The organism is Nocardia mangyaensis, assembly GCF_001886715.1.
Taxonomy (GTDB): domain Bacteria; phylum Actinomycetota; class Actinomycetes; order Mycobacteriales; family Mycobacteriaceae; genus Nocardia; species Nocardia mangyaensis.
In genome coordinates this window covers 1,828,516-1,854,701 of sequence record NZ_CP018082.1, presented here as the reverse complement: position 1 = coordinate 1,854,701, position 26,186 = coordinate 1,828,516, and the positions used below count along the sequence as shown (strand labels likewise).

Annotated in this window: 24 protein-coding genes; 14 read left to right on the top strand and 10 right to left on the bottom strand. The window is 63.4% G+C overall.

The window, feature by feature from the left end:
• Positions 1–18 precede the first annotated feature (18 nt).
• From BOX37_RS08430 to BOX37_RS08420, 3 genes are all read left to right on the top strand, one after another.
• Positions 19–210 carry a hypothetical protein gene (locus BOX37_RS08430; RefSeq protein WP_071927158.1) on the top strand — a complete coding sequence of 64 codons (192 nt, stop codon included), beginning with the start codon at positions 19–21 and terminating at the stop codon, positions 208–210.
• A gap of 14 nt (positions 211–224) precedes the next feature.
• Positions 225–569 carry a hypothetical protein gene (locus BOX37_RS08425; protein ID WP_071927157.1) on the top strand — a complete coding sequence of 115 codons (345 nt, stop codon included), beginning with the start codon at positions 225–227 and terminating at the stop codon, positions 567–569.
• A gap of 203 nt (positions 570–772) precedes the next feature.
• Entirely contained in the window at positions 773–1,135 is a 363-nt protein-coding gene (locus BOX37_RS08420) for a macro domain-containing protein (protein WP_071927156.1), read from the top strand.
• A gap of 318 nt (positions 1,136–1,453) precedes the next feature.
• Here BOX37_RS08420 and BOX37_RS08415 read toward each other — a convergent pair whose 3' ends face one another.
• The 3 genes from BOX37_RS08415 to BOX37_RS08405 all read right to left on the bottom strand — a co-directional run bounded on the left by BOX37_RS08415 (position 1,454) and on the right by BOX37_RS08405 (position 4,378).
• Positions 1,454–2,716 carry an Abi family protein gene (locus BOX37_RS08415; RefSeq protein ID WP_071927155.1) on the bottom strand — a complete coding sequence of 421 codons (1,263 nt, stop codon included), beginning with the start codon at positions 2,714–2,716 and terminating at the stop codon, positions 1,454–1,456.
• 32 nt (positions 2,717–2,748) lie between these two features.
• Positions 2,749–3,849: an IS630 family transposase gene (locus tag BOX37_RS08410; protein WP_071927154.1), complete on the bottom strand. Its 1,101-nt coding sequence runs from the start codon at positions 3,847–3,849 to the stop codon at positions 2,749–2,751.
• Positions 3,850–3,973: 124 nt separating this feature from the next.
• The gene (locus BOX37_RS08405) at positions 3,974–4,378 is read right to left on the bottom strand and encodes a restriction system modified-DNA reader domain-containing protein (RefSeq protein WP_156910331.1); all 405 of its coding nucleotides are present in this window, start codon (positions 4,376–4,378) and stop codon (positions 3,974–3,976) included.
• 294 nt (positions 4,379–4,672) lie between these two features.
• Between BOX37_RS08405 and BOX37_RS08400 the strand changes: the two genes are divergently transcribed.
• The 3 genes from BOX37_RS08400 (at position 4,673) to BOX37_RS08390 (ending at position 7,409) form a co-directional block, all read left to right on the top strand.
• On the top strand, positions 4,673–5,572 hold the full coding sequence (locus BOX37_RS08400; RefSeq protein ID WP_156910330.1) for an ABC-three component system protein: 900 nt from the start codon (positions 4,673–4,675) through the stop codon (positions 5,570–5,572).
• A gap of 257 nt (positions 5,573–5,829) precedes the next feature.
• Positions 5,830–6,129 carry a helix-turn-helix domain-containing protein gene (locus BOX37_RS08395; protein WP_071927151.1) on the top strand — a complete coding sequence of 100 codons (300 nt, stop codon included), beginning with the start codon at positions 5,830–5,832 and terminating at the stop codon, positions 6,127–6,129.
• Positions 6,126–7,409: a type II toxin-antitoxin system HipA family toxin gene (locus BOX37_RS08390; RefSeq protein ID WP_084759493.1), complete on the top strand. Its 1,284-nt coding sequence runs from the start codon at positions 6,126–6,128 to the stop codon at positions 7,407–7,409. Before BOX37_RS08395 ends, BOX37_RS08390 begins: the two co-directional genes overlap by 4 nt.
• A gap of 145 nt (positions 7,410–7,554) precedes the next feature.
• Here BOX37_RS08390 and BOX37_RS08385 read toward each other — a convergent pair whose 3' ends face one another.
• Both BOX37_RS08385 and BOX37_RS35950 read right to left on the bottom strand, forming a co-directional pair.
• Complete coding sequence (locus tag BOX37_RS08385) at positions 7,555–8,142, bottom strand: HEAT repeat domain-containing protein (protein WP_156910329.1); 588 nt, start codon at positions 8,140–8,142, stop codon at positions 7,555–7,557.
• A 309-nt stretch (positions 8,143–8,451) separates the two neighbouring features.
• A complete protein-coding gene (locus tag BOX37_RS35950) occupies positions 8,452–8,640 on the bottom strand; it encodes a hypothetical protein (protein ID WP_071927150.1) in 189 nt (62 codons plus the stop codon).
• A gap of 465 nt (positions 8,641–9,105) precedes the next feature.
• Here BOX37_RS35950 and BOX37_RS08375 point away from each other — a divergent pair, with 465 nt between their 5' ends.
• Positions 9,106–9,687: a hypothetical protein gene (locus BOX37_RS08375; protein WP_071927149.1), complete on the top strand. Its 582-nt coding sequence runs from the start codon at positions 9,106–9,108 to the stop codon at positions 9,685–9,687.
• The gene (locus tag BOX37_RS08370) at positions 9,684–11,981 is read left to right on the top strand and encodes an AAA family ATPase (protein ID WP_071927148.1); all 2,298 of its coding nucleotides are present in this window, start codon (positions 9,684–9,686) and stop codon (positions 11,979–11,981) included. The genes BOX37_RS08375 and BOX37_RS08370 overlap by 4 nt, the downstream gene beginning before the upstream one ends.
• A 20-nt stretch (positions 11,982–12,001) precedes the next feature.
• Here the strand turns inward: BOX37_RS08370 and BOX37_RS08365 are convergent, their stop codons facing one another.
• Positions 12,002–12,370: a hypothetical protein gene (locus BOX37_RS08365; RefSeq protein WP_071927147.1), complete on the bottom strand. Its 369-nt coding sequence runs from the start codon at positions 12,368–12,370 to the stop codon at positions 12,002–12,004.
• 105 nt (positions 12,371–12,475) lie between these two features.
• On the opposite strand from BOX37_RS08365, the gene BOX37_RS08360 reads away from it, so the two are divergent.
• The 3 genes from BOX37_RS08360 to BOX37_RS08350 all read left to right on the top strand — a co-directional run bounded on the left by BOX37_RS08360 (position 12,476) and on the right by BOX37_RS08350 (position 17,834).
• Positions 12,476–14,440 carry a TerD family protein gene (locus BOX37_RS08360; protein ID WP_084760735.1) on the top strand — a complete coding sequence of 655 codons (1,965 nt, stop codon included), beginning with the start codon at positions 12,476–12,478 and terminating at the stop codon, positions 14,438–14,440.
• 102 nt (positions 14,441–14,542) lie between these two features.
• A complete protein-coding gene (locus BOX37_RS08355) occupies positions 14,543–16,588 on the top strand; it encodes an McrB family protein (protein ID WP_071927145.1) in 2,046 nt (681 codons plus the stop codon).
• On the top strand, positions 16,581–17,834 hold the full coding sequence (locus BOX37_RS08350) for an McrC family protein (protein WP_071927144.1): 1,254 nt from the start codon (positions 16,581–16,583) through the stop codon (positions 17,832–17,834). Before BOX37_RS08355 ends, BOX37_RS08350 begins: the two co-directional genes overlap by 8 nt.
• A gap of 73 nt (positions 17,835–17,907) precedes the next feature.
• Here the strand turns inward: BOX37_RS08350 and BOX37_RS08345 are convergent, their stop codons facing one another.
• Together BOX37_RS08345 and BOX37_RS08340 are read right to left on the bottom strand one after the other, a co-directional pair.
• Entirely contained in the window at positions 17,908–18,420 is a 513-nt protein-coding gene (locus BOX37_RS08345) for a GNAT family protein (RefSeq protein WP_156910328.1), read from the bottom strand.
• Positions 18,417–19,574, bottom strand: coding sequence for a helix-turn-helix domain-containing protein (locus BOX37_RS08340; RefSeq protein WP_071927142.1), 1,158 nt, complete (start codon positions 19,572–19,574; stop codon positions 18,417–18,419). Before BOX37_RS08340 ends, BOX37_RS08345 begins: the two co-directional genes overlap by 4 nt.
• Positions 19,575–20,181: 607 nt before the next feature.
• Here BOX37_RS08340 and BOX37_RS08335 point away from each other — a divergent pair.
• The 3 genes from BOX37_RS08335 (at position 20,182) to BOX37_RS08325 (ending at position 24,588) form a co-directional block, all read left to right on the top strand.
• Entirely contained in the window at positions 20,182–21,774 is a 1,593-nt protein-coding gene (locus BOX37_RS08335; protein WP_240505268.1) for an ATP-dependent nuclease, read from the top strand.
• A 251-nt stretch (positions 21,775–22,025) separates the two neighbouring features.
• On the top strand, positions 22,026–23,951 hold the full coding sequence (locus tag BOX37_RS08330) for a UvrD-helicase domain-containing protein (RefSeq protein WP_338039863.1): 1,926 nt from the start codon (positions 22,026–22,028) through the stop codon (positions 23,949–23,951).
• 145 nt (positions 23,952–24,096) lie between these two features.
• Positions 24,097–24,588 (top strand): Pycsar system effector family protein, encoded by a 492-nt coding sequence (locus tag BOX37_RS08325; RefSeq protein WP_071927139.1) that lies wholly within the window; start codon positions 24,097–24,099, stop codon positions 24,586–24,588.
• Between the two features lie 9 nt (positions 24,589–24,597).
• Here BOX37_RS08325 and BOX37_RS08320 read toward each other — a convergent pair whose 3' ends face one another.
• Positions 24,598–25,125: a hypothetical protein gene (locus BOX37_RS08320; protein ID WP_071927138.1), complete on the bottom strand. Its 528-nt coding sequence runs from the start codon at positions 25,123–25,125 to the stop codon at positions 24,598–24,600.
• Positions 25,115–26,185 carry a hypothetical protein gene (locus BOX37_RS08315; RefSeq protein WP_156910326.1) on the bottom strand — a complete coding sequence of 357 codons (1,071 nt, stop codon included), beginning with the start codon at positions 26,183–26,185 and terminating at the stop codon, positions 25,115–25,117. The genes BOX37_RS08320 and BOX37_RS08315 overlap by 11 nt, the downstream gene beginning before the upstream one ends.
• Between the last annotated feature and the right edge of the window lies 1 nt (position 26,186).

Genomic DNA, 26,186 nt, shown 5'->3' with positions numbered 1-26,186 from the left:
ACGTTATCGAAGGAGCACATGAGAATACGAATCGCAGCCACCAGCCTCGCCACCCTCGCATTCGCCCTCGTAGGAGCGGGCAGCGCGAACGCCGTCACCACCGGATTCTGCGAACAACACGGCGGCATCGCCATCGGCATCCAAGACGGCACCTGGTGGTGCGTCGGCGGCTTCGGCGACGGACAACAAATCCTGTTCCCCCGCACCTAAATAGGAGACACCCGATGGAACACAACGAAACCAAGACCGAAGCCACCGGCCTCGCCCCCTCGGTAGCCGCAGCACTGGCACGCGCGACCCGCATCGCCGCCGACAACGACCGCACCTGGGTCGGCGTCGAAGACCTCCTCGTCGCCCTCCTCGACGCACCCACGATCACCCCGCTCCAACTCCACTGGCAACGCTGCGAGCGCGACGCGATGACCTACAGCGAGCTCGTGGAATTCGCGAAGTCCTTGGTGCCGGGACGCACCCCATCCGAGAACGTGCCAGCCACCGCGGCGACAGTCACCTTCACCGCGACCGGACCCAACGCCGAGGAGTTCGCGGAGGCAGTAGAGCGCGCCTGAACCGCTACATCGTGGATCTCTCTCGCTCCCCCGGAACGGACGAGAACCAGGAGACCGCGCGGCGCCGCGCGGTCTACCACGCCATCGGCCAAGCTCAGCGCCGCCAACCACTCCACCGCCCCTGGTGAAGACTCGCCAGGATGAATCGATGAGGTGGTGTCGTAGGCTGTCCGCAACAGCTGGTGGCCGGGTAAGGGATCGCGATGCAGTTCAAGCAGGCCTACCCGGCGATGTTTCGGGAGTACGCCCGCGCCGCTCGGGCAGGCGAAGTTCAGATCGGCGCGATGCACGTGTGGGCAACGGGTGCCATGAGCGGTCCGCCGTTCATCATCAACTACCCGACGAAACGGCACTGGCGCTCCCCCAGCCGCCTGGCCGACGTCGCCGCGGGCCTACCCGCCCTCGCCGAGACCATCGAAGCGAACCAGACCCGGTCCGTGGCCATCCCAGCACTGGGCTGCGGGCATGGCGGCCTCGACTGGGCAAGCGTGAAGCCGCTGATCCGCCAGTCGCTGGAGCCGTTGCCAGCAGTGGTCGATGTTCGACTCCATCCACCACCGGCATGAGGATGCCCCGTCCCCGCCAGGACTATTGGACCGCCGCCGATCTCACAACCAACTTCGCTCCGACACAGCGAACGGATGGAACGGCGTCGCCATACTTCACGCTGCAATTCACTTCGGGTGCACTGATCCGAGGTATCGGGACAGGCACGCAGAGCCCCTCGGTGCCGTCAGACCTGGTGGTCTACGCCGGAAAAGTGGCTGCAAGCAACCGGCGGCGGCCCACTGCCGAGTTTGCCAGCGTCATCGGCACCGCGCCATCGACACCCGAGTTGGCGGTGATCCACCAACGAGCGGCGGCCCACGGCTGCCTATTCGCCTTCAACGCCGAGTTGATGCGCATGACTTCCGGGTGCACACCGCACGAGTTCGTGTCGAACTGGAAGCTGGGAAACCGCAACGACCGGCCGACCGGCAATCCAGCAGCTGATTGCGCGACCGCAATGAACGCACGGCACTTGCCCTGCGTCTCGGCTCCCTGCTGGAGTCGATGAACTTGCCGGCGTCCGCAGTGCCCACACATTCGAAGTGCTGCAACATTTCCCGATGTTCGGCGGGGACAGGATCGACCGGCGGTCGGTAGTGGGCAGACCAGATCGCTTCGCTCAACCATCCTTTCGGGAACCCCATGTGTTCGACGGGCAGTCCGAGCCGAGAGAATTCTCCGGATACCAATTCGATCACCCGAGATCGCCACGGCGAAGCAGGATCGATGTGAATGGTGAGAAATGCGAGTACAACGAGGGAAGCGTAGACCCGCGATCTGGGCTGCGCGCCTGACGCATGGACGAGTGCGGGAACGCCTTCCAACCGCCTGAGCTGAACCACCATGTTCCGGTTCCACAGTCGGCCATGGTGAGCACACACATTCCGGATGTAGGCGAGGTTCGACATCCAGCTCGCCAGCGCGGCGCCATCACCGTCGCAGTCGGAATCGAAAATTCCGAACGTCTCGGCGATCAAACTCTTGTGCCCAGGCTTCAACCCATCGACAAGCTTGGCCAGACTGCCGAAGGTCAACAGTTCCGTGACGACCCAAATAGGGAGTGGCGTACCGTATTTAGATTTGAAGTGGACGACGAAGTCTTCCTTCGAACGACCTTCTTCCGACGTGACGTTGGCCAACCATTTGGCATGTTGACTGCCGAGCCAATGCGATCTGCTGGCAATCGGGCGTTCCTCATCGAACCCGGTGAATGCGGGGTCGAGCGCGGCCGGGTCGAGATGAGCGAATGCGCCGCCCGCACCGACGACGTACCCCAGTCGCATCCGCAACGCGACCTCGACCCGTTCGATCCCGTCCAGGACGAGTAGCCGCAACGCGCGGTCGAACTCATACAAATCGACGACCTGTTTGAGCGTTGTTCCGACGACGAAGTTGTCTCTACGTCGTGGACAGCCGCAGGTGCTCGCGCATGGCACAGCGTGCTCACGGAAGGTGTAGCAGTAGCCGCTGAGCCGGTAGTACCCGATCGCGAGTAGCTGAGCAGTCGCGGCAGGTTCGTCGCCAATCGCCATGCCGCGATCGCGTAGCAGAGCAACCTGCTCCGGCAGGGTTTTGTACGGCTTGCTGTAACTGGTCACGAGCGGCTGCGTGCCGATTTCTCAACCCCCTGCTAGTGTTCCGCGCCTGAAATCCGTTGCAGATATCGTGCGAGGGAGTCGAGTATCTCGTCGGCGGTCTTGCGCCAGACGAATGGGCGTGGGTTGGTGTTCCACTGGTCGACCCAGTCTCGGACGTCTTTCTCGAGTGCAGCGACGCTTTTGTGGACGCTGCGGCGTAGTAGTTGCTGGGTGAGGAGCCCGAACCAGCGTTCGACCTGGTTGAGCCAGGAGGAGCCGGTCGGGGTGAAGTGCACGTGGAATCGTGGGTGGGCGGCGAGCCATTGCTGGACCATCGGGGTCTTGTGGGTGGCGTAGTTGTCGCAGACCACGTGCACGTCCAACTCGGCGGGCACGGTCTTGTCGATGCTGGTCAGGAACTTGCGGAACTCGGTGGCGCGGTGGCGGCGGTGCAGTTCGCCGATCACTGTGCCGTCGGCGATGTTGAATGCGGCGAACAGGCTGGTGGTGCCGTGACGGGCGTAGTCGTGGGTGCGGCGCTCGGGCATGCCGGGCATCATCGGCAAGACCGGCTGGGACCGGTCCAGAGCCTGCATCTGAGACTTCTCGTCGACACAGAGAACCACGGCTCGTTCGGGCGGATTGTGGTACAAGCCAACGACATCGACGACCTTCTCCACGAACAACGGGTCGGTGGAGATCTTGAATCCATCGGCCAGGTGGGGTTTCAAGTCGAACCGCCGCCAGATCCGCCCGACCGTCGATTTCGACAGCCCGGACCGCCCGGCCATCGCCGACCGCGACCAGTGCGTGGCATCGGCCGGGACCTGCTCGAGGGTCATCTCGACCACCTGCTGCACCTGATCGAGCAGGATGGACGGCGGCCGGCCCGGCCGCGGTTCATCGGCCAGACCGGCCAATCCGTACTCGATGAACCGGTTCCGCCACTTGCGCACCGTCATCGCCGACACACCCACCTCAGCGGCAACGTGGGTGTTGAACGCGCCCGGCTCGGCGCAGGCCAGCACGATCCGGCACCGCAACGCATACGCCTGCGTCGACGTCGCCGCTCGCGCACCACGCACCAACTCCCGACGCTGAGCGTCGGTCACTACCAAATCCGGACCCGATCTCGGCCGCCCCGTCCTAGCCACCACCGAATCCTACAATTAGACAAAGGATTTCAGGCGCGGAACACTAGTATCGAACTACATGGCCGATCGTCCACTCCCGCACCAGGGAGGGGCGGTCGGTTCTCTTGTTGAAGCCCCTGGCCGCCTACAGGGCGGAACGAAGTTCACGCAGGCTCTTGCCTGAGCGAACGTGTATCCAGTTGTGCCAACCGTCGATGTCAGTGCCGATCAGGTCCTTGAGCGCGGGCGAGGGGGCGCTGTAGAGGCCATTCGCGGTTCGGATCGAACCACCTTCGGCCACCTCAGCGACGAGTACCTGCCCCTTGCGAACTCGTTCATGCCGCAACTCATCGCCCACTTCGATCAAGCCTGCATCGACAAGCGCTGACAGCCGACCGATGCGGGGTTTTTCATTCGGTTGGCCCGAGGTCCCCGTCCCCTCCTTGCCGAGCAGGAGTCGCCGCAACACCTCGTTAGGCTGCTCGAACCCGCGGCGAGACCGAACAAGTGCCTCATACACGTCGCGGTCGACGCTGATTTCGTAATTCATTCCACACTACCTCCACGCAACACTCTAGTGCTCCCAGTTCTCCAAGTCTGCCAGATTTCAAAGATTGATGCTAGGGGACAAGTTCCCGCGACCCTGAACCCGCCGCCCGTGCCTGCCGGATGCTGCACGGAGAGCTGCTCGACCGGCATGAGGATGCCCAGTCCCCGCCAGGAGAAATCGCTGGATCTGCATTCGAAGGACCGCGACCTGCGCATCTTCCCGCCGGTAGAGTCGCCGTCACGAGGTGCGGTGCGATCGGGGCCCGGCCGACGGGGCGAGGGCGAGGGCGGGGCCATGATGGATCTGGCGTCTGCGAACTGGCGCGACTGGTACCGCTTCCGTCATCGTGAAGAATGCTTCCGGTCCGGTGCCGCCTACGAGGAGTACATCGCCAAGGTCCTCGGCCATTTCCACGATGACTTCCTCAACCCCTTCCCGACCGGAACGTTCGGCGACGGCGGCTGCGACGGGATCGCGGAGGCCGGCAGCATCGCCTATGCCTGCTACGGGCAGCGACCAGGGCGGAATGCTGAGGAAGAGCTGGCGAAGAAGGTCCGACCGGACTTCGACCGCGCCTACGGAGTGTGGGCCACGTTCAGTACCTGGCGGATCGTGACCAATGCCCCAGTCGGACCGAAAGCTTCGGCAGTCTTCGTTGACCTACAGCAGACGCATCACGCACATCCACTGCGCCCATTGAAGATTCGCCATTTCGGTACAGACAAGCTGTGGACCGACATGGTGAGCAAGCTCGATGTCGACGTGCTGGACGAACTGTTCCCAGGCGTGCCCGGTGCCGCGAACGTCGAGCTGCAGGATCTGATCCCACTCCTCGACAAGCTCGGCACCGAAAGCCCGAGCCCCGACGCTGCGGGGACGATCCAACCAGTCCCGCCCGACAAGATGGAGTTCAACGAGCTCCCCGAGAGTAGCCGCGTGGCATTCAACAGTGGTCGTCTGCTCGCGCCGCGGATCAACGAGTGGTACGCGGGCGCTTCTGACCCGGCGCTCTACGACGCGCATGGCGAGCGCTTCCGCGCACTGTATCGGGATATCCGAGCGGTGACGACGCAGCCAGCGGAGATCCTGGAGCGGCTGTACGTGGCACTTGCCGGTTCACTCACGTACGAACGCTGGCATTGCAACGTCGCTGGTTTCCACGACCCACCAGATGAGACTCCTTGTGGGGGGTGACGGGTCCCGTCAAGGTGGTGATGTGAGGGTGTGACCTGCAGGATCAGGGTGCGCCCGCAGGTCCGGGCGGCACTGGAACCGTTGCCCGAAGCGGTCGAGATCTGGCTGAATCCACCCGCGCCGAGTATGTCTACATCATCAATGCTTCCGTCGACTTCACCAGCGTGCATAGACCTCAACCGAACCCTTGGGACGATCATCAGGAGTTGTGGTTACCATACTGGCCTTTAAACGAGCTAATGCGTACTGTACTAGCCATGAAGCGGCCCACGTCTCCCGTCGTCATGCGGAGCGCAAAGCAGCTCGGGGAGTACCTGGCGAACTGGCGGAAGCTCCAAGGTTTGACAGCCGAGCAGGTAGCTCAGAGAGCGAACATCACACGCACGACCTTGCGCAGCGTCGAGAACGGCGGGCTCGGCGTGACGATGGAGACCTACCTGTCGGTGTTGCACGCACTTGGCATTCTGCGCGACGCCGTCAACGCTATCGACCCTTATGAGTCCGATCTCGGACGAGCTCGGGCCGACCAGATCCTGCCGAAGCGGGTGCGGCCGTGACGACACCGGACAAGCTCGTCGTCGCGATCGACCTGGGCGGCGACACGGTAGATGCCGCCATCGCGCACTTCAACCGCCGTGGCGGAACGATCAGCACGACCATCCAGTATTTTCCGGACTATCTATCGGACCGGCGCGCCTATCCCATCGATCCCGGCATACCGCTCACTGCTGGCAGTTTCAGCGTTCGAGGTTTGCCCGGAGCATTCTCGGACTGCGCGCCTGATCGGTGGGGAAAGAACCTCGTCACCAAGCGGCTGGCTGCAGAAGCTCGTGAACAGGGACGCCGACCTGCCACCGTGACAGACATCGACCTGCTCGTAGGTGTCGCGGACGCGACTCGTCAGGGCGCGTTGCGCTTCCGCGAGGTCGAGGGAGACGCGTTCCTCCATTCCGATGCCTCGATTCCCCCCTTGGTCGACCTCCCCCGGCTGCTGCGCGCCGCCGACCGCGTAACTTTCGGACCACAGCCGCGGTCATCCGACCTCGCCGCTATCAAAGAGCTGCTGGCCGCGGGGACTGGCACACTCGGTGGAGCGCGTCCGAAAGCGTCGGTCCGTGACGGAAACCGACTGCTCATCGCCAAGTTTCCGCATCGCGACGACACTGTCGATGTCATGGCGTGGGAATGCACCGCGCTCGACCTGGCCGAACGAGCGGGAATCGAGGTTCCTCCGCATCGCATTGCACGGATCGACGGACGCACGGTACTGCTGCTCGATCGATTCGATCGCCACCCCTCCACCGGACAACGAGTCGGATACATCAGCGCGATGACGCTCACCGAGCACACCGACGGCGACACTGCCGACTACTTGGATCTCGCTGCCGCACTATCCGTCACCGGTCAGCAGCCGAAGGATGACCTGGTAGCACTGTGGCGCAGAATGGCGTTCTCCGTCGCCATCCACAACACCGATGATCACCTTCGAAATCACGGGTTTCTCCACTTCCGCAACGGCTGGACGCTGGCGCCGCTGTTCGACGTGAACCCGGACCCCGACCCGCACAGTCAACGCGTAACCGGAATCTCGGGTGCGCGCGCGGCGGACGACGAAATCGATGCGCTGATGACGAGCGCCGCTGAATTCGGCCTGGCGCCAGACCAGGCGGCGGCGATTCTTGCTGAGGTGTTCACCGCGACGCGCGATTGGCGAAGTATCGCTACCGCCAATGGCATTTCCGGTTCACAGATCGCCGTTTTCGAATCAGCGTTCGAGCAGCTACGTGACGAGGTGGCACTTGCGATCGTCAAAGGCGGTCCCGGAAGTCCGGGATAGCCGCGTCGGACCTGGCTCTATGCATCCGTGTCAGCGGAATCGGACGAGGTCTCACTCGACGATGTCCAGTCGTTTGCGCTGGAGAATACGTGCGACGTGATTACTGTCGATGACTGAAGCACCTACTTCTCCGAGCATCACCGTGTCACTCCAGTTGCTTCATGGCGGTCTTGACCCACCGGCGAACTTGCTCGTTCTCATCGTTGGCGTACCGGGCGATGAGGGGACGTGTGCCATCAGCTTCGGCGAGAATCAGCGCTTGGATGGCCCACTGCCGCGTACCGGGATTGGCAAGTTCATCGATGGCGATCTGGATCGCCTCACGCGACTTGGACCTGCCGAGATAGGACAGCAGTGCGGCCCGTGCTTCGTCCGCGGTGAGCTGGCCGAACAGCTCGAGTATCTCCGAGTAGTCATCGGGGCGTGCGATCTGGACCAAGGCGATTCCAGCAGTCCACTGCGTACCGCCGTTCAGGGGTGGTTGCCTTCGTAGTTGCGCGATGACCGCTGCAATGGCCGAGGAGTCGCCCTGGACTGCGGAATCTGTCAGATTCCGCAGGAGGAGGGTACGGATGCCGTCACGATGGAGGGTTTCCGGCCCAGGGATCTTCGCATCCAGATTCGTCAGCCAGTCCACGAACACGGGAATCGCTTGCCGGTCGGTTCTCGGATACTTCCTGAGGTCCTGCAGGGTGTAGCACCGCACACCGACCGCCGCCAGCTCGCGTGCCAATCGCAATTCGAACCCGCGGACACCATCCTGGTATCGGGGCGGGAGGACGTCCAGCCAGTCGTCTCCCTCTGGCATCCCCGGATAGTTCGCTCCTGTCCACCGCGCTGCGGGGTCGGGGTCTGAGCCGGCTTCCCGGATTCGGTGACGCGCTGCGGCTGCCGCGTCCTCGAGACCCTCTGACTTGGCCTCGATTTCCGACATCTTGGCCCGGAGTGCCCGTAGCGCCGAATCGCGGGTGCCGTATTCATCTGTACTCACAGTTCTCGCCCACCTCCTCCCTGACCAGGCATCGAAGTTGCTGCCGGGATCTCACAGCGCTGTCAGCAGTTGCGGGAATTCCGAGTTGATGAAGACCCCGTCGCAGCCGGTCTTCACGTCCCGCAGCATCCCGGCCGCGGCGAGCCCGCTCAGCCAGCTGGTTGCCATGGGGCGCGACACATCGCAACGTTCCATGACGGTCGCGATGCGGATCTGGTCACCACCTCCAACCTGCCACACCCGAGTTGATAGGCAACTTTTTTGCCGGTTCTTTTACACGTCATAGAGACATGCAAAGTTTCTTGCGATGGCGAGACTGCCCCGAGCCAGCACAAGACAATGAAAACATTGTCAACGCATACGTTGATGGTGTACGTTCATCCCTGGGTTGCCGGGCGCGACGCACGACCCCGAGGCGGCGCCGACAGCGGCGTCTCCTGCCAACGACAACCTCAGCAGCCCTGGTTATTTCGCTGTCGGTAACGGTTGGCGCGTCGAAGTCTCGGGCGCCCGCACGTCGGCGAGGTCAACCCGAGTAGATCGGTAACGAGCACCCGGCGCCGTGCGAGATCATGCTGTGCCCGTCATCACATCGCTGACATCACACGGGCCCAGAACCGGTCGCCTGATGGTCAGAGAGTGGCAGCGACGGAGTCACACGATCAGTCGAGCACGATGGCAACGAAGCAGAAGACCAGGAGAGATATGTTCGCGTTCGCGATCATCGACCGGCAACCATCCGCCGACGCCACGGCTGTGTGGTTGACCCACCGCACCGACACCACCTTCGTCCGTAACACGAACGCCGTCGTCCTTCAGCACGACGATCCGGACTACGAGAAGAAGATTCGGTCCCTCACCGCCGACCACTCGGTTGTCCTCACCGACGGGACCGAATCGCCGCTCGAGTTCGCCCATGCCGTGCGGATCGACCTGTTCGACGATCTGATCGCAAGAACAGCCGCCCACCAGGAGCGCATCAGCGCGGCGATCGTCGACTACGCGCGACGCAAACGCGCCAAGCTGGTGGTCCCCCGCTTCCTGCCGGTGCCCGAACTGGCGACCCCGGAGCGCGACGAACCGCAGGCCCGGGCCCTGGCCGCCGCCAACTACGTCGGCGAGGTGTGGGCGGCATGGCTGTTCACCGACGAACAACGGCACCGCCGTACGGTCACCCCGAAGACGCAGGAATCGCCCTGGATCATGCCGGCCGAACTCAACATCCCCACCGTCGCCGCGCTACCCGCCGAATTCGCCGACCAGGTCAAGCCCGAGCCGCTGCCATGACCACCACCGAGCCGCCCAACTTCACCCTGACCGAGGAGTTCGCGGAAGGGCTCGAGCGGCTGGAGCGGGGCGACAATCTGTTCCTCACCGGCCGGGCAGGCACTGGCAAGTCCACACTCATTCGCCGTTTCCTCGCGACGACGGACCGAAACGTCGTCGTCGCGGCGCCGACCGGCATCGCCGCGCTCAACGTCGAGGGCTACACCATCCACCGGTTGTTCTCCTTCCCGGCCGGGATCAACGTGGAGACAGTTCGATCGAAGGAGTACTTTCCGGCGCGATTCGCCAAGACCCTGCGGCAGCTCGACACCCTCATCCTCGACGAAGCGTCGATGGTGCGGGCCGACCTGTTCGACTGTCTGGCCGTCGCGCTCGAACGATTCGGGCCCAAGCGCGGAATGCCCTTCGGTGGAGTGCAATTGGTACTGGTCGGCGACCTGTATCAACTTCCGCCCGTGGTCACCGAAGGTGAGAAGGAGTACTTCGAACAGCGGTACGAATCACCGTACTTCTTCTCCGCCGACCACTACGACCGCGACCACTTCCCGCTGATCGAGCTGACCACTGTCTTTCGACAGATCGGAGACAGCCGGCTGGTCGAGATCCTCAACGACGTCCGATCCGGCGCCCTCCTGGAAACTGCCCGCGCCGAACTCAATTCACGCACCGACCCCACATTCCAGCCGCCGATCGACGAGTTCTGGCTGACTCTGGCCACCACCAACCGGATCGCCGAGGCGCGCAATCGCGAGATGCTCGGCCTCGTACCCGGACAGGAACTGCACTACCAGGCCATCACCACCGGCGACGTGGATGGCTTCGAGCGTCCGATCGCGGAGAAGCTGGTCTACAAGGTCGGTGCCCAGATCATGCTCGTCACCAATGACCCCGCGGACCGGTGGGTGAACGGCACGATCGGACGGATCACCGGACACCACAACGAGCAGGGCACACCGACCTTGTCGGTCGCACTCCCCAGCGGCCGGGAGGTCAGGATCACTCCGCACACCTGGGAGATCACCCGACCGACGGTCGAAGCGGGGGTACTGCGACACGCAGTGATCGGCACCTACACCCAGCTGCCGTTCCAACTCGCTTGGGCCATCACCATTCACAAGAGTCAGGGCCAAACGCTCGAGCGCCTCGTCGTCGATCTCAGCGGCGGCACGTTTGCCGACGGACAGCTCTATGTGGCGCTGAGCCGCTGCACGTCGATGGACGGGCTGGTCCTGAAACGGGAGGTCCGAGCACGCGACCTCAAAACCGACCTGCGTATCCACCGGTTCCTGCTCGCGGGTCGGCCACGTGTCCGGTCGCGCGGAAACGCCTATCTCGGCATCTGCGCTGTTGGCGACGAAGGACGCATGTGGCGGCCGCGGCCGGTCGAGATCGCCGTGGTCACCGACGACGGCATCGAGATCACCACGCTGGTCAACCCCACCCGCGACCTCGGTGATGCCCGCACGGTCTACGGCATCACCGCTGGCGACGTGCAGTTGGCGCCGTTGCTCACCGAAGCGTGGGCAGCTCTGGCCCCGCACCTTGCCGGACGAACCCCGGTCGGCGTCGACATCGACCACCAGCTCCGCAATCTCGACTACGAGCTCAAACGCCATGGCTACGTGATCACCATGCCGCTCGGCATCGACCTCGACACCAGCGGGTTGTCGGCCGCGGAGCTGACCCGTATCAACGCGCCTCGGGCAATGGATCGGGCCCGGGCGGTGCGGGAGATCGCCTGGCGAAAGCTTCCTTTCATGGGTGCGGCGGTCGACGTATTCCCCCTGGCCGATGACCGCACCGGCTATGTCCTGACACGTGGCGGACGAGCTGACTGCTTCCAGGCCGCAGGAACGCCCAGCACCGATGCGGTTCTGGCGGAACACCTCCTGTCGAAGGTCAACACGATCCACGTGGACGACCAGACGCGTTCGATGCTGCGCGATCTCGAACTCCGTCTAGGACGAACCCTTCTCGACCACGAAACCTCCTCCGGAGCAACGGATATCGCCGCCGTCCTGGTAGCCGGCGCCAGAGTCTGTTTCACCGGAACAGCTGTCGACGACTCCGGCCGGGAGCTCACTCGAAGCGATCTGAAGGCAGTGGCCGAGCGGTGCGGTCTCGAGCCGGTCGAGACCGTCACCAAGAAGCGCTGCGATGTATTGATCACCGCCGAGGCCGGGACCATGTCGACCAAGGGACGAACAGCCGCCAGGTACAGCAAGCCGACCTTCACTGCGACGCAGTTCTTGGCCTGGGCCACGACGAATACGACGTCGAATCAACGACGATAGGGCTGCATCGGCGGTTTGGATCAGAGGACGACTATCTGCTCGGGATCCGGTAGCGTGCGAGGACGCTCGTCGGTGTACCAGGCGTACTCGACGCCGCTGAGCCACCCGTTCTCGACCCACAGGATGAGCTCGCCTACCGACGATCCGTTGAGATCGGTGACGGCGCCATTGGCGAAGACTCCATCGATAGGACCAGCCGCGGTTGCAACTCCCCACTGCACCATCAGATCGACGCTGGGCGACCCGATGCCCCAGGTCGCGACAACCTGGGTACACGGGATCTGCATCAGCAATTCAGCTGCGCCGACTCCACCCGCCGACAGCAACTTGGTGACAGCATCGGATTCGAGGTCGGTCAGCGGGCGCGGCTCAATGGGTGTACTGCTCATAGATCTCCTCGGATCTGCTGTGGTCAGGCGCCACAGCAAAGCGGCTGCGGACTCCGCGAAGTCGACATGTTGACCAGTAACGAGAACCTGCCACGATGCGAGATCATGGCAGACCCGTCCAGACAGACCGCCGTAACCACGAAGGGCACCGAAGCCGTGACGCCACCGAAACTGCTGCGCGGGCAGAACCTCCCACTTCCCGCCGATGCGAACTGCATCGACGCCGTCATCGGCTGGGCAGACTCCGCAGCCGATGTAGACGCTTCTGCCCTGTTGCTGGGTGCCGACGGAAAAGTCGGGTCCGACGCCGATTTCGTCTTCTACAACCAGCCGCGATCCGCAGATGGTTCGGTGCGGTTCGAGGGCACCGACGCCTCTCGCGGACGCGCACGGGCCCGGATCGTGGTCGACTTGTCCGCGGTTCCCGAGCATGTCCATACGGTGGCGCTGGTCGGCAGCGTCACGACCGGGAACTTCGGCGCGCTCGGCGATCTCACCCTCGAGATCCTCGACGGGGCGGGCAGCTCTCTCGCTGAATACGTCACCTCGGACGCGACCACGGAAACGGCGTTCGTCTTCGGTGAGGTCTACCGTCGTGCCGGTGCGTGGAAGGTTCGGGCGGTAGGACAAGGTTGGGATTCCGGGCTCGCCGGTCTGGCAACGGATTTCGGTGTCGAAGTGGACGATGCGGCCGAGCCCGCGCAGGGCGAAACGCCCGGGCCGGCGAGGATTTCCGCGCACGAAGCGGGCTCGCCGTATCGATTGTGGGGTCAGCCGCGAAGCTGGCACGACCACGAACTCGAGGTGAAAGACGAGTATCTACCTGCTATTCGAAGTCTTCTTCCAAACCCCCTGCCCGAGGACCGGACTGAGCTGAGTCCCGAAGTCGAGCTGATTCCCGAACCAGCCGGTCCGCAGGGCCCCTGGGCGATTTCGGTGCGCGTCGAGCGGCGCACGATCGGGTATCTGAATGCCGAGATCAGTCGGGACTGGGCAGGTCCCATCAGGCGCATCATCGCGTCCGGATTCATCCCGACGACGTCGGGCCGCATCTGGTATTCCGAGTACGACGGATGGGACGGAACCGAGTCAAGAGCGTCGGTGCAGCTCGGTCTCGGCGAAGCGTGCGACGCGATCCCGCTGAACGAACCGCCGACGGTCCCGTACACGATCCTCCCGCGCTCGGCCATCGTGCAGGTCACCAAGGAGCACGAACACTTCGATGCACTCCGGAAATTCGTACCCGGCAGCGGACACGGCGTACTGATCGTCACCCTCCACGAGGTTGTGCCGGAATCCGGGAAAGCGAAACCCCACGTAGAGGTTCGGGTCGACGATCAGCGGATCGGCCAACTGACCCCGCAGACGAGTCAGCGCTTCGCACCGCTGATCCAGCATCTCGCGCGACGCGGACTCGTCACCGCCTGCTGGGGCGACATCACCGGTTCGGCTGTCGCCGCGAAGGTTCGCATCGACAGCATCAAAGCAAATGAGGCAACTCCACAGCTGCTGGACGGAACACCTGTCACGTGCCCCCAGCTGTGCCCCGAATCGCCCGATCCGCTCTGCTATGACCTCACCGCAGCCAGACCTCTCCTCGAACCGCTACCGCTTGTGCAGGCTGTAGCGAGGCCTTTGCCCGTCGAACCATCGGACGGCTCGATCCTGCGTTTCAGCAGGGGTGGCTACAACTATGTTGCGGTGCGCCGCGGCGAGAGCTGGGAGACCACGTCGACAGGAGGCGGAGGTGCGATCAGCCAGGTGATGTCCTGGACGAACCTCGGTTCACGAGTCCGGAAGTTCGATATCGCAAGAGGATTCGCCCCAGTCGAGGGCAGCGGAGACACCCGTATCCGGCAATCGCTCGCTGTCGTCCGCTTCACCATGGGTGGCCACTATCTGGCGGCGATCAATGTCGGCTCCACAGGGAGCGAAGAAGGTGTCTGGTACACGACGGTGACCGAATCTGCAGCAGGCCGACTTTCGTTCGCGGACTATGCGAGTTGGCCGGACATCGCGCAGCACGGGCAGAGCATCCAAGTTGTGTCCCAGTGGACGCCACTCGGCTGACGCGCCAGTGCGACAGCGAATCACCAACGAAGGACTATCGACCTGGAATCCGCCAATCCAGCGACCCCGAACCAGGCGAATTCGACCGTAGGACAGGGACAAATGGAACTCTCAGCCGCGATCGCCGACTTCGACCGAAGCCGTGTCGCCGACCGCGTCGCCAATGCCGAGCAACAGCGGAAACGAGTTCTCGCCGAGTTCCCGCTGGAGGCGTGGCCGGCGCTCGAAGTCGAACGCTATGCGTTGGGCTGCGGACCGGGCACGTACTGCCGGCTGATGGAGTTCGATACGGTCGATCTCGGCGGCATCGGTGGTGGTAGCGCGGGGAAGCACATCATCTTCCGGCGCAGTTCCGGCGAGTGGAAGCTCGCTCCGCAACTCGGCTCAGACCTCGAGGCGGGTTGGACGCGATTGCGCGCTCAGTTCGTGGCCGCGTTCGATGCCGTCAGACGTGAGGCGTTCGACGAGCTCGACGACCTCGACGCGCTGCGGTCCGGTCAGTCGTTGGTGACGAAGTCACTGGCGACCTATTTCCCACAGCATTTTCTCCCGGTCTTCTCGGGCTCTCACCTGCGTAGCTTCATCGAGCGTCTCGGTGGCACCCCGGAGCGCGGAGCGACCTCCTGGCGCGCGAACCGTCAGCTGCTCGCCTTGGTCGAGCAGTTCCCGGAGTTCTCCGAGTGGGAACCCCACGAACTGATGCAGTTCCTGTACGACTACTTCGACCCGAGGGAACGCAGCCGCCCCATCTGGAAGATTGCCCCCGGCGAACAGGCGAAGTACTGGAAGGACTGTCTGGAGGGCAACTACATTTGTGTCGGCTGGGACGAACTCGGCGACCTCTCGCAGTACACCAGCGACACCGACCTCAAAGACGCTTTCACCGCGCTGTGGCCGACCTCCGCCATCAGTAGTGCGAAGAACCTGCTCGCCTACCGTGATCTGGAGCCTGGCGATCGGATCATCGCCAACCAGGGCATGTCCACCGTGCTCGCCATCGGCACCGTAACCGGCGGCTATCGGTTCGACGACTCACGGACGGACTGCAAACATGTGGTTCCGGTCGCGTGGGATACCAGCCATGCGCGGCGACTGGATACCCCGCAGGGCTGGCGGCGCACCATCGTCAAGGTCAAGGACAGCCTTTTCGCGGAGCTCACCAAAGCGCAGTCCGCGCAGAATCCGAGGGCCGCCGATGTCGAACCCGAACTACCGGAATCGATCTCCGCGATCACGGCCGCCCTGCATCGCAAAGGTCAGGCCATCTTGTACGGCCCGCCGGGCACCGGCAAAACCCGCCTCGCCCTCAATGTCGCACTCGCCACCCACGGCCGGACAGCCGACATCGATGGCCCGAATCGGAATGCTGCGGTTACCGAGCTCCTCGAGACCGGCCGCGTCCGCCTGGTTACCTTCCACCCGTCCTACGGTTACGAGGACTTCGTCGAGGGCTTCAAACCGGCACACCATCCCGGCACCGCGGGCCTGCACCTGGAACTCACCGACGGCCTGTTCCACAAGCTCTGCGCCGAGGCGGCAACCGCCGATGAGGGCGACAAATTCCTGCTGATCATCGACGAGATCAACCGCGGCGATCTGCCTCGCATCTTCGGCGAGCTGATCACCGTGCTGGAATCCGACAAGCGCGGCCTCGGTGTCGATCTGCCTATCAGTCAGCGCGTTTTCGCCGTGCCGCCCAACGTTCAGATCATCGGCACGATGAATACCGCCGACCGCAGTGTCGGTCACCTCGACGCGGCGATTCGCCGCCGCTTCGCATTTGTCCATGTCGGACCCGACCCGGAGGTCGTTTCCGGCACCATCGGTCCTCTCGAACTTCCCGAACTCTTGTCAGCGCTCAACGACCGTATCGCTGGTCACCTCGACGCCGACCACCAGATCGGGCACGCCTACCTCCTCCACAACGGGCTCCCGATCTCGACCGAAGAGGAACTCGCCGCCGCCTATTACCACGACATCGTGCCGTTGCTCGAGGACTACTGCATGGGTCGTGCCGAACTGCTCCACCGCGTGCTGGGTTCCCTGGTCGACCCCGAAACCAGCCGCCCGAAGATCATCACGGCCACCGATCTGCCGACCTCGCTTGCCACCGAATTCACCACGAGCACTTCAGGTCTCGATGAGTGAAAGATCCGAGGTCCGCCTTCGGGAATACGAATCCGCCCAGATCCCCGCAGATCTGCTCACCCCAGGCGACCTGGTCCGGCTCCGTGCGATCCAGGCCCAGGGCCGCTTCACCGTGGAAGAGTCCCGGACTGGCTGGCGCCTCGAGGCCGATGCGACGGTCGGCATCCTCAATCTGGACCGAATCCGTCTGGTAATCGAGCCGAAGCTCGCCTTCACCGGAGAGTCTCTCATCCGGTGGCTGTGCTATGCCCTAGCCGTGCCCGTCCCGCACGATTCGACCGCGCGAGACTGGTCCGTATCCCGGACCGGCTTCGCCGACATCGTCGCCGCCGCGCTTCTGCGCGAATGCCAGATCCTGCTCCGCGAGGGCCTGCGCCGCGACTATGTTCGCAACCGCCAGCTCGGCCCCGTGCTTCGTGGACGCCTCGACACCGTCACCCAGGCCACCCGCCGCTACGGCATGCTCGACCAGCTTCACCTCGACACCTTCGACCGCAGCCCGTCGATCTGGGAGAACGAAGTCTGCGGCCACGCCCTCAGAGCCGCTCACGCGATCGTCTCCGACTCAACTCTGGTGCAACAGCTTTCCCTGATCGCCGCCGAATTTCCCGCTGTAGGGCGAGTTTCCGGGGCCGTGGATGCTCTGTCCCGAGCCAGCTACAACCGCCTCAACTGCCGCTATCGCTCAGCACATGTGTGGGCGGGCCTGATCCTGCGATCCGGCGGGGTAGCCGACCTACTCACCGATACGGGCACCCGTACCGACAGCCTCCTTCTCCACCTCCCCAGCGTCTGGGAAGCTGCCGTCGCCCGCCTCATCGCCGACTCCGCCCCACCCGGCGCCACCATCGCAACAGCGATCACAGCTACCAAGATCACCGTTTCCGGCGACCTGTCGACCCGCACATTCCGCCCAGATGTCGTAGTCACCGTCGCTTCTCCCACTACGTCGCAATACTTTCCCATCGACGCGAAATACAAGCGCTACGAGAACAATTCCGTCTCAGCGGCCGATACCCACCAACTCCTCACCTATATCACCGGCTACTCCCCACAGGACACGCCCGCAGCCGCGATAATCCACCCGTGCACCCATCCGCACTCTTCCCGAACACTGCACGTCCGCGGAAACAATCGACACCTCGGCACAATCCACACCATCGGCATCGACGTCGGCCAATCCCCCACCGAAACCGCAGCCTGGCTCCGGACCGGACTGTGGAGTGCGTGTGGCACGGGCACGTGACGAATGAAGCTCCATGGCTCGAAGGTGCGCGATGACCTTTCGGTTTCAGCGCCTCAGCAACCGAGGTCGCGGATCACTGCTGATACTCGCCGAGCGGCACCGAGATCGGCTCGAACTCAGCACGTTCGAACAGACGCTGACTCGGGTGGTTCTCGACATGAATATTCGCGGTGACCAGTATCGGACCAGCGCTGAACTCCTGTGCTCGATCGACGATGACCTCGCAGGACCTGGCCAGGACGCTGTCGGCGACCTTTCCGCCCAGTCCCCGCATGCTCTCACTCACCCCGACAGCCGCGACGTGGGCAGCGAACATCGTCGACGTGGATTCGTCGAACGTCAGATGAGCTACCGCAACAATCTCCGTGCTGGCCTCACATCGCCCGACGATCAGGAGATTGCCCGCCTTCAAACACTGCGGACTGCGCCGAATGATGCTCTGAGCCAGACGTTCCCAGGGTTTGGGATGCGGCAGCTCGCGCCCTGCGGGGCTGCGAAGGCGTGCGGTTGTGCAGGTGAAGGTTTGAAGTTCTATCGCCTCTCGGCGATCGGTAATCGTTGTCCAGCAGATCTCCGATGGAATCACTGGGCAGGTCGGCCCCTCGCTGCGAGCCAGTCCGCCAGCTCGGCATGACTCGGCCGGTTGTCGAAGCCCTGTTCGTATGCTCGCGCGAGGTCCCTGTTGTCATCCGGTTCAGGGAAATCAATCTCATCGACCGACACATCCAGCGCCCACGCGAGGTGTTCGGGAGAGATGGCGCCATCCTCGACCCGCTGTTGGAGCGCGTCGAGAAGAATCGACGGAACCGCGCGTGTGGACGACTCTTGCTGTCTCAGTATCACCGCTCGCCGAACTTCGAACGGCTCGAACTCGTCAGCGGTATGCGCGCGAACTGCCACCGGTGTTGCCTGTTTCAGGGCCGCGACGACTTCGACGGAAGGGTGAATCCTCAGCGTGGCCAGCCGATTCTTCAAGGCAGCCGTGGACACACCCGTTTCCCACAGGAAGCGCGCCACGCTGCGAGCACTCATCACAGGCCAACTCTGCTGAGTGACAAGTGCTTCAGGGAGGAGCAACCGAGCCGCGAAGTCGTCAGCCGGCGCCTCGTCCGACTCCCCGGGGTGCTGGTCCCCGCTGGGGTGCCCGAGTGCAAGATGAGCAAGCTCGTGGGACAGTGACCAGTTGCTCCGAAACCAATTGGGAGTGGTCGCGAGGATGACGACCGCCCGCGAGCCGATAGTCAGCGAGTAGTCCGTCGACAACATCGGCAGGCGAATGACGTCGACCCCCAACCGCTTCTCGACAGCGTCACCGAACCGCCGTGCGAAGTTCTCGCCGAGCACGCCGCGCATCGCCTCGGGGCTGTCGGGCATTCGTTCACTCGGCGGTGGCCCCTGTGGGAACGCCGCGTTGTAGGTCTCGACCACTTGCGCGAGGAGCGCCTCGTCGTGGGACCGCCCCGGATTGGTCCGCACGCCGCGATCGCCATCCCAGACATGGCGAGCAGCGATCCTGACCCGTTGCGGATCCCGTTCGCCGGTGACCAGCCAGTAGAGGTCGGCGCCGATCTCGTCGGCGATGCGGGCAAGTTCCCGGGAGGAGAACCCTCGCTGGCCGTTCAGCGCCCGCGACAACGCGTCAGGCTTCATTCCAGCCCGCTCAGCAAGGCTGCGCTGGTTCAGATCCGCAGGCATCCGCGACCGGATCCGCTCGCCTACCGCCATCAGATCGTCATCCATACATGCCAGACTACCTGGGTAATTGGGAAAATCCCAACACAAACCGGCGTGCGTATTGAAAACATCGTCAACCGAGATCTGCCTGCCCGGTGCCACGCTCCGAAGGAGACAAGGAACCACCCATGCGTCCGAACAGCTGCAAGCCTGGCAACACATCCAGGCAGCGCCCCCGACGAATGATCCGAGATCAGACGCCACGAAATTCTATGTGGATGATCCGAGTGGTTTCGTCGCGCACATCAACGGTGACTTCGCGAATCATCACCTTCCCCGACGCCGAGGTGAACCATGCTTCCTGCCCTCGTTCCACCCGTGGTGACGACTCCAGCGGCGGTCCGGCGATTGTCTTCACAGGATATGCCCGAGGACGTCGCCAGTTCCCCGAGATCGGTGGTGAATCCGCTGATGCTTGACAGCTCTACCGACAGATCAGCCACGGCAACTCCCCCCACACCCTGGAAGCGGGCCCAGCCGAGGTAACCGCAGCGCTCGTAGACACGTTGTCAGACAAGAACATTGAGTGCCACCTTCGCCTCGAGTGCATATCGCCAGATGACCAGCAGAACCACCACCCTGCAGCGATCGGTCGGGATTCCGTCACCCGAAGGTGACGCTGATCGCGCTATCATGCTCAACGGTCGGGGCGCGGAGCGTCCAGGTGACGAGCTGGGGGTGGTTCGTGGTTGTGTACGCAGGCAACGGGTTTCGTAGTGAGATCCGGGATGGGATCATCCAGGAGCTCGCGGGCAAGGTCGCCAAGGAGAACTACGGCCAGTACCTCCGCAAACTCACGCTCACCAAGGTTCGTGGCTTCACCGAAATCGAGGTGAGCTTCGACTTTCCGGTCACCGCGGTGGCCGGGCCGAACGGCGGCGGGAAGTCGACGATCCTCGGAGCTGCGGGTCTGCCCTACAGCTCGGTGCCGCCGAGCCGGTTCTTCGCCAAGAGCGGCAAGTACGACGACAGCATGCAGAACTGGTCGATCGAGTATCAGCTCATCGACAAGGGGCTGAACCGAAAGGTGCCGGTGCTGCGGACCGCCAGTTTCAAACGGCTGAAGTGGAATCGGACGGCGGTCGACCGGCGGGTGCTGATCTTCGGGGTCGAACGTACGGTCCCGGCCAGTGAGCGCCAGAATCTCCGCCGGGCGGTCGGCGGCGCCTTCGAGGCGGTTCGCGAGACCCACCTCCCTGATCAGGTCATCGACCAAGCCGAGAAGGTGCTCGGCAAGCCGTTGGCCGGGTTCCGTCAGTTGTTCCTCGATGCCACCGATCGGTTGAGCATCTTTTCGGGGGTCACCGCACACGGTGACGGGTACTCGGAGTTTCATTTCGGTGCCGGTGAGGCGAGCGTCATCAGGATCATCGCCGAGGTAGAGGCGGCCGAGGACAACAGCCTGATCCTGATCGAGGAGATCGAGAACGGTCTTCACCCGGTGGCAACCCAGCGGATGGTGGAGTATCTGATCGACGTGGCGCACCGCCGGAAGTGCCAGGTCGTGTTCACCACCCATTCGAACGACGCCTTGGCTCCTCTGCCCGCAGAAGCGATTTGGGCTGCGCTGGGCGACAGGGTGATCCAAGGAAAGCTCGACGTACGGTCACTGCGCGCGATCACCGGGCAGGTAGAGGCCGATGTGGTGGTTTTCGTCGAGGATCAGTTCGCCCGAGATCTGGTGGCCACCGCGTTGCGCGGGGACGGCGAGATCGAGATGGACATGATCGAGATCCATCCGATGAGCGGCGCTGCGGTCGCGAAGAACGCCACCCTGCACCATAATTCGATCCCCACCACCCGGCAACCTGCGCTCTGTTTCCTGGACGGCGATCAAGCGTCTCAGGCCGACAGTGACAAACACATCCATCTGCTGCCTGGAGATTTCGATCCGGAACGCACTGTGCTCGACGATGTCTTTTCCCGACTCGATGAACTCGGAGCGAGACTGACGATGTCGCTGCGACTGCCGCTGGATCGGCAGCGGCGTGTCGTTTCGGTGGTCCGCTCACGCAAGACGACGAACCGCGACGTCCACGTGATCTTTCAGCAGATCGGTGAAGACCTCGGATTTCTGTCGGCGCACGATGTGGCCCACGCATTCCTCGCATTGTGGGCGAACGAGTTTCCCGAACGGACCGCGACGATCGTCGATCTGATCCGGCAAGCGCAGCAACGGGAACGACCGATGCGGGCACCCGCATGACCGGGCGGGTGTAGTAAGTGGCGAGGATCGTCCTCACTTCCACAGCCACGAGCAGAGATCTCGATCCGACCGTTCGACGGCGCCTCATCGACCTGTTGTCACTGTTCCAGGGCAGCCCACAGGACGAGCCATGGACGGAGCCGGTTCCGGGCGCGAACGATTCGCGGGTGCGGACGGCATACGTGGATGGCAGGCACCGCGCCGTCGTCTTCCGTGTCGATCCTGACGCCGGCGAGACGACCTACATTTACATGGGCACGTGGCCGACCGCCGAAGCAGTCCGCCGAGCTGCCAGGGCGATGCTGCGCGTCAATCCGGTCTCCGGTGTGCTCGAAGGTACCGTGGGCCAGCTGCCGCTCGTCACCTCCGGACCACGGACTGCTGACCCGGCCCGTCATCCCGTACTGGAGCGGAGCGGGCGCACTGCGGCAGAGCTCGCTGCGGAACTGGGGCTCGACCGCACCGTCACCGAACGCGCGTGCCGCATCACCGATCGGTCGGAATTCGTGCGGTTCGCCGGAGAAGTCTCGGCAACGCTCGGGTGGCAGGGCCAGGCATTGCTCCAACTCCTCGATGGAGCTACACCCGCGCAGATTCGCGAACAACTCGACCTGATCGTCCCGAGCGACACAACAACGGCCGAAGACGACAGGATCATCGCCGCCCTGGCGCGCCCGGCATCACGGCTGCGCTTCAGCTATGCCGAGGATTCGACCGAGCTACGACGTGTCATCGACAGTGGCGACGCTGATGCCTGGCGAACATTCCTGCATCCGGAACAGCGGCGATACGCGGAGCAGAGCTATCAGGGCTCGTTCCGGGTCTCGGGCGGCTCGGGCACCGGCAAGTCGGTCATTCTCGTTCACCGCGCGCGTAACCTCGTTCGCCGCGACCCGGCTGCCCGCGTGGTACTCACCACGTTCACCAAAGAGCTGGCAACGATTCTCCAAACGAATCTCCGAACCCTCGATCCCGACATAGCGATTGTGACGAAACTGGGACAGCCCGGTATCTACGTCGGCGGCATCGACAGTCTGGCCATCCAGGTCCTGCGGCAGAGCTCAGAAGTAGAACCTGCATCACAGGATGTCTTCGGGCACCGCAAGTTCCATTGGCGGGGAAAGCGACCCGATCGCTACGTGTGGCCGCGGATCGCCGGGCAGGTGGACCATGGTTTGCCGCCCCAACTGACCACGCCGTGGTTCCTGGAGAACGAGTATGTTTCGGTGGTGCTGGCGCGACGAATCCGGACGTTCCGCGAATACGCAACGGTGGACCGGCGTGGGCGCCGAATCCGATTGGACAGGGCAACCAAGCACTCCCTGTGGAAGATCTTCGACGCGTACCGGGAGCTGTGCGCGCGGTTCAACTGGTACAGCTATCAGGAAGTCGCCGCCGTGGCAGCGCGGCGCCTCGTGCACGATGCGTCTGCAGGTGGCGTGGCACTCGCGGACCACGTTCTGGTGGACGAGGGGCAAGATCTGCATGCGGTGCATTGGCGATTCGTGCGAGCGCTTGTCGACGAAGGAGCTGACGACGTGTTCATCGCCGACGACCCACACCAACGCATCTTCAGCGAGCGAATCACTTTGTCGGACCACAATATTGCGTTGAGCGGTCGGTCACGTCGGCTCACTCTGAACTATCGGACCACGGCCCAGAACCTTGACTTCGCCCTGAGCTTCCTGTCGGACACCGAGTTCTGGGATCTCGAAGATCGGGTCGAACCGGGGTCTGGCTACCGCTCTGCCCGGCTCGGTCCCGAACCTAGTCTGCTGCGATGCCCTGGCGAGGAAGCGATGCTGAAACGGATCGTCGCGACGGTCCGTGGATGGCAGGAGTCCGGCACTTCGGCGACAACCATCGCGGTGCTGGCCTTCGACAACACCACAGCTGACAGAATTCGAACACGGTTGAGGTCAGCGAGTTTCGGGGTCGACGACGACTTCCGCGACGATGCTCCACCACCTGTCGCGGTCCGCACGATGTCCGGCGCGAAGGGGCTCGAGTACACCCACGTGATCGTTGCCGGCGTCGACCCCGGCAGACCGCCCACAGCAGTCGTCGACATGCAAGGGTCCCCGCACGAGACTGCCGATGCCGCGCAGCGTGCCAAGGCGCTTGCCTACGTCGCAGCAACCCGTGCCCGGGACCACCTCACGTTCATCTGGCACTGATCCGCTCACCACCGAGCTTGACGCTCTCTCGCTGAATCTGCCCCAACTTTCCTCGGAGACCACGACCCAGCGTGCGTGCTGTGCACCAACCTGCTGTGTGTCTTAGTACCTGGAGGTTACTCATGGCCGCTGCTGTGCTGGTCTCATGATGATCCGTAGCAAAAGTCTCGCCCCGCTCGACGACCTCAACACTGCTCTTCGCACCATCTCCGAGTTCAACCGCGTCATCCTCGCAGCGGACACCAAGGCCGGATTGCTTTTGACCGCCAACGGATTCGCAGTGACCGGCCTGGTCACCACTACTCGCTCGTCTATGAATATCGCTCTTGTCGTGACGGCGATCGGGCTCGCAGTAAGTCTGATCGTCTGTATGGGATACCTCGGCGCGACGCTGCGGCCAAGGCTCGGCAGCGCTGGGGCGGGGAACTGGTTCTGCTTCCCAACCTTTCCCAGCGAGGCGGACGTGCGCCCGACAACAGCGGTGCTGGCCGATCAGGCGTGGTGGCAAGCCAGCGCCCTGGCTGAGATTGCCCGGCACAAGTACCACCGGTTCGGGGTGGCACTGCGCTGGACGGCCATCAGCCTCGTCGTCTTCGTTGCTTGGTTCACGGTGGCGCTGCTCGGAGCATCGAGATGATAGCGCCGATCATCCCATCCAATGTTGAACTGGAGAGATGCATGGCTGACTGTCGGCTACGCAGGAACTGCTGTTCCACGAGAGAAATCCCAGCACGAGCACCGCGATCGCAATCTGTCGGCTGAACTTGCCCACTGATCCGAGGAATCGCAGCACCACCGAAAGCGCGGCCTGCAGCCAGTCCGTCAGGGCGAGCACGGCCTCACCATAGCCATACACGATTGCTCCCGGCTTTCGTCCGGCTTTGACCAGAAGTGTTGTGACCATCCATTCCGGCGCCAACAGCACCGCTGGGATCGGCGCGGTAAGCCGACCTTCGTACCCATTCAGCTTCCCACTCATCCACGGCACCACCTTGCCGATGGCAACGCTCAGAAGAAGGAACGCCACCACCGCAAGAATCAAGAACTCCACCGCCGCTGCCCACTGCGCGGTGAAACCCAGATCGATCAGCAACTTGTCGAGCTGCGCGACCAACCCACCGCCGACGGGAAGCTCGGCCAACGGGTTGTCCGCGACCGCGAGGTCAGACGTCATCGTCATCGGACCGGTCGAGAATTTCAGCCTCTTGGACAAGAGCCGACATCGACGAGGCGGAAAGCTCAGTCTTGGGCGGCGACACCGAACCGGCTTCCACCGCCCCGGGACTCAAATGGTTGGCGACGACCGCGGTCGCACGCGCCATGATGTCCTGGACGTCGCGCTTGTTGACCAGGTTTTGTTCCAGCAGGGCGGTCAACATGCCGTGCGCAGCATCGAAATCCACCTGCTTCTGCCGCATCATCAACGCGATGACCTCGTTGGCGTCGTCGCGGTTGGATGCCAGTCGGTACGCGAGCACACTCAGTTCACCGCCGTGCAGTGCCTCAGCGTAGAAACTCATCCGTTGCTGCTCCAGCTCAAGGTCGCGTCGTTGGGCGAGTTTGGTGAGCTCATAGTCCTGGTGGGTCGTTTGCAGCTTCAGACCGTGCCGGGACTCGTTCGCCGTCAGCTGCAGTTGCGCGGTGTGCAGGAGAGCGTCATGCTCGGCCTCACGACGCCGTGCCTTCCTGTGATCAAACGTGGATTCTTGAATGTAGGCATGGGTGCCCGACTCAGGCGCAAGCTTGACCGAGCAACTCAAAAGCGCTATACCACAGCTCAATTCGATTTGCTGATCGGCGAAATGATCGTTCACTTCCCGCTCGGCCATCATGAAGCGTTCGATCTGATATTCACGGCTCAGCCGTCGCAGCTCGCGTTCCAGGTAGGGCCGGTACACCTGCTCGCCGCTGGCCGGATGGTCTCTGACCGCCTTCACCGGGTCGGTCACCTGCCACGTGAGGTCGACCTCTGCAGTGAAGGTGAAAACGCCCTCGGCCGCAGGGAGAACGAACGTGCACGGATCGTGGTGCACGGCAACGTCCACCCAGTACACACCGGCAGGGGGCCGGAAGAACGCCTCACCTGCCGATGGCCGACGAGTGAGAAGAAGCAGCTCACCTCCCCGGTCCACCGAGACGGCCGCGTGTCCATCGGTAGGTGGACGGAATGTCCGCCAAGCAGACCGGTCGACGGTGGCGTAGCGTATCAACGGTCGAGTTCCGTCGATTGTCATG

Bases quoted from the DNA above. Each gene is read 5' to 3' on its own strand.
- BOX37_RS08365 (WP_071927147.1), bottom strand. From the start codon at position 12,370: ATGAGCAGTACACCCATTGAGCCGCGCCCGCTGACCGACCTCGAATCC.
- BOX37_RS08325 (WP_071927139.1), top strand. From the start codon at position 24,097: ATGATGATCCGTAGCAAAAGTCTCGCCCCGCTCGACGACCTCAACACT.
- BOX37_RS08355 (WP_071927145.1), top strand. From the start codon at position 14,543: ATGGAACTCTCAGCCGCGATCGCCGACTTCGACCGAAGCCGTGTCGCC.
- BOX37_RS08320 (WP_071927138.1), bottom strand. From the start codon at position 25,125: ATGACGTCTGACCTCGCGGTCGCGGACAACCCGTTGGCCGAGCTTCCC.
- BOX37_RS08350 (WP_071927144.1), top strand. From the start codon at position 16,581: ATGAGTGAAAGATCCGAGGTCCGCCTTCGGGAATACGAATCCGCCCAG.
- BOX37_RS08330 (WP_338039863.1), top strand. From the start codon at position 22,026: ATGGGCACGTGGCCGACCGCCGAAGCAGTCCGCCGAGCTGCCAGGGCG.
- BOX37_RS08430 (WP_071927158.1), top strand. From the start codon at position 19: ATGAGAATACGAATCGCAGCCACCAGCCTCGCCACCCTCGCATTCGCC.
- BOX37_RS08395 (WP_071927151.1), top strand. From the start codon at position 5,830: ATGAAGCGGCCCACGTCTCCCGTCGTCATGCGGAGCGCAAAGCAGCTC.
- BOX37_RS08375 (WP_071927149.1), top strand. From the start codon at position 9,106: ATGTTCGCGTTCGCGATCATCGACCGGCAACCATCCGCCGACGCCACG.
- BOX37_RS08315 (WP_156910326.1), bottom strand. From the start codon at position 26,185: ATGACAATCGACGGAACTCGACCGTTGATACGCTACGCCACCGTCGAC.
- BOX37_RS08370 (WP_071927148.1), top strand. From the start codon at position 9,684: ATGACCACCACCGAGCCGCCCAACTTCACCCTGACCGAGGAGTTCGCG.
- BOX37_RS08340 (WP_071927142.1), bottom strand. From the start codon at position 19,574: ATGGATGACGATCTGATGGCGGTAGGCGAGCGGATCCGGTCGCGGATG.
- BOX37_RS08420 (WP_071927156.1), top strand. From the start codon at position 773: ATGCAGTTCAAGCAGGCCTACCCGGCGATGTTTCGGGAGTACGCCCGC.
- BOX37_RS08400 (WP_156910330.1), top strand. From the start codon at position 4,673: ATGATGGATCTGGCGTCTGCGAACTGGCGCGACTGGTACCGCTTCCGT.
- BOX37_RS08425 (WP_071927157.1), top strand. From the start codon at position 225: ATGGAACACAACGAAACCAAGACCGAAGCCACCGGCCTCGCCCCCTCG.
- BOX37_RS08360 (WP_084760735.1), top strand. From the start codon at position 12,476: ATGGCAGACCCGTCCAGACAGACCGCCGTAACCACGAAGGGCACCGAA.
- BOX37_RS08405 (WP_156910331.1), bottom strand. From the start codon at position 4,378: ATGAATTACGAAATCAGCGTCGACCGCGACGTGTATGAGGCACTTGTT.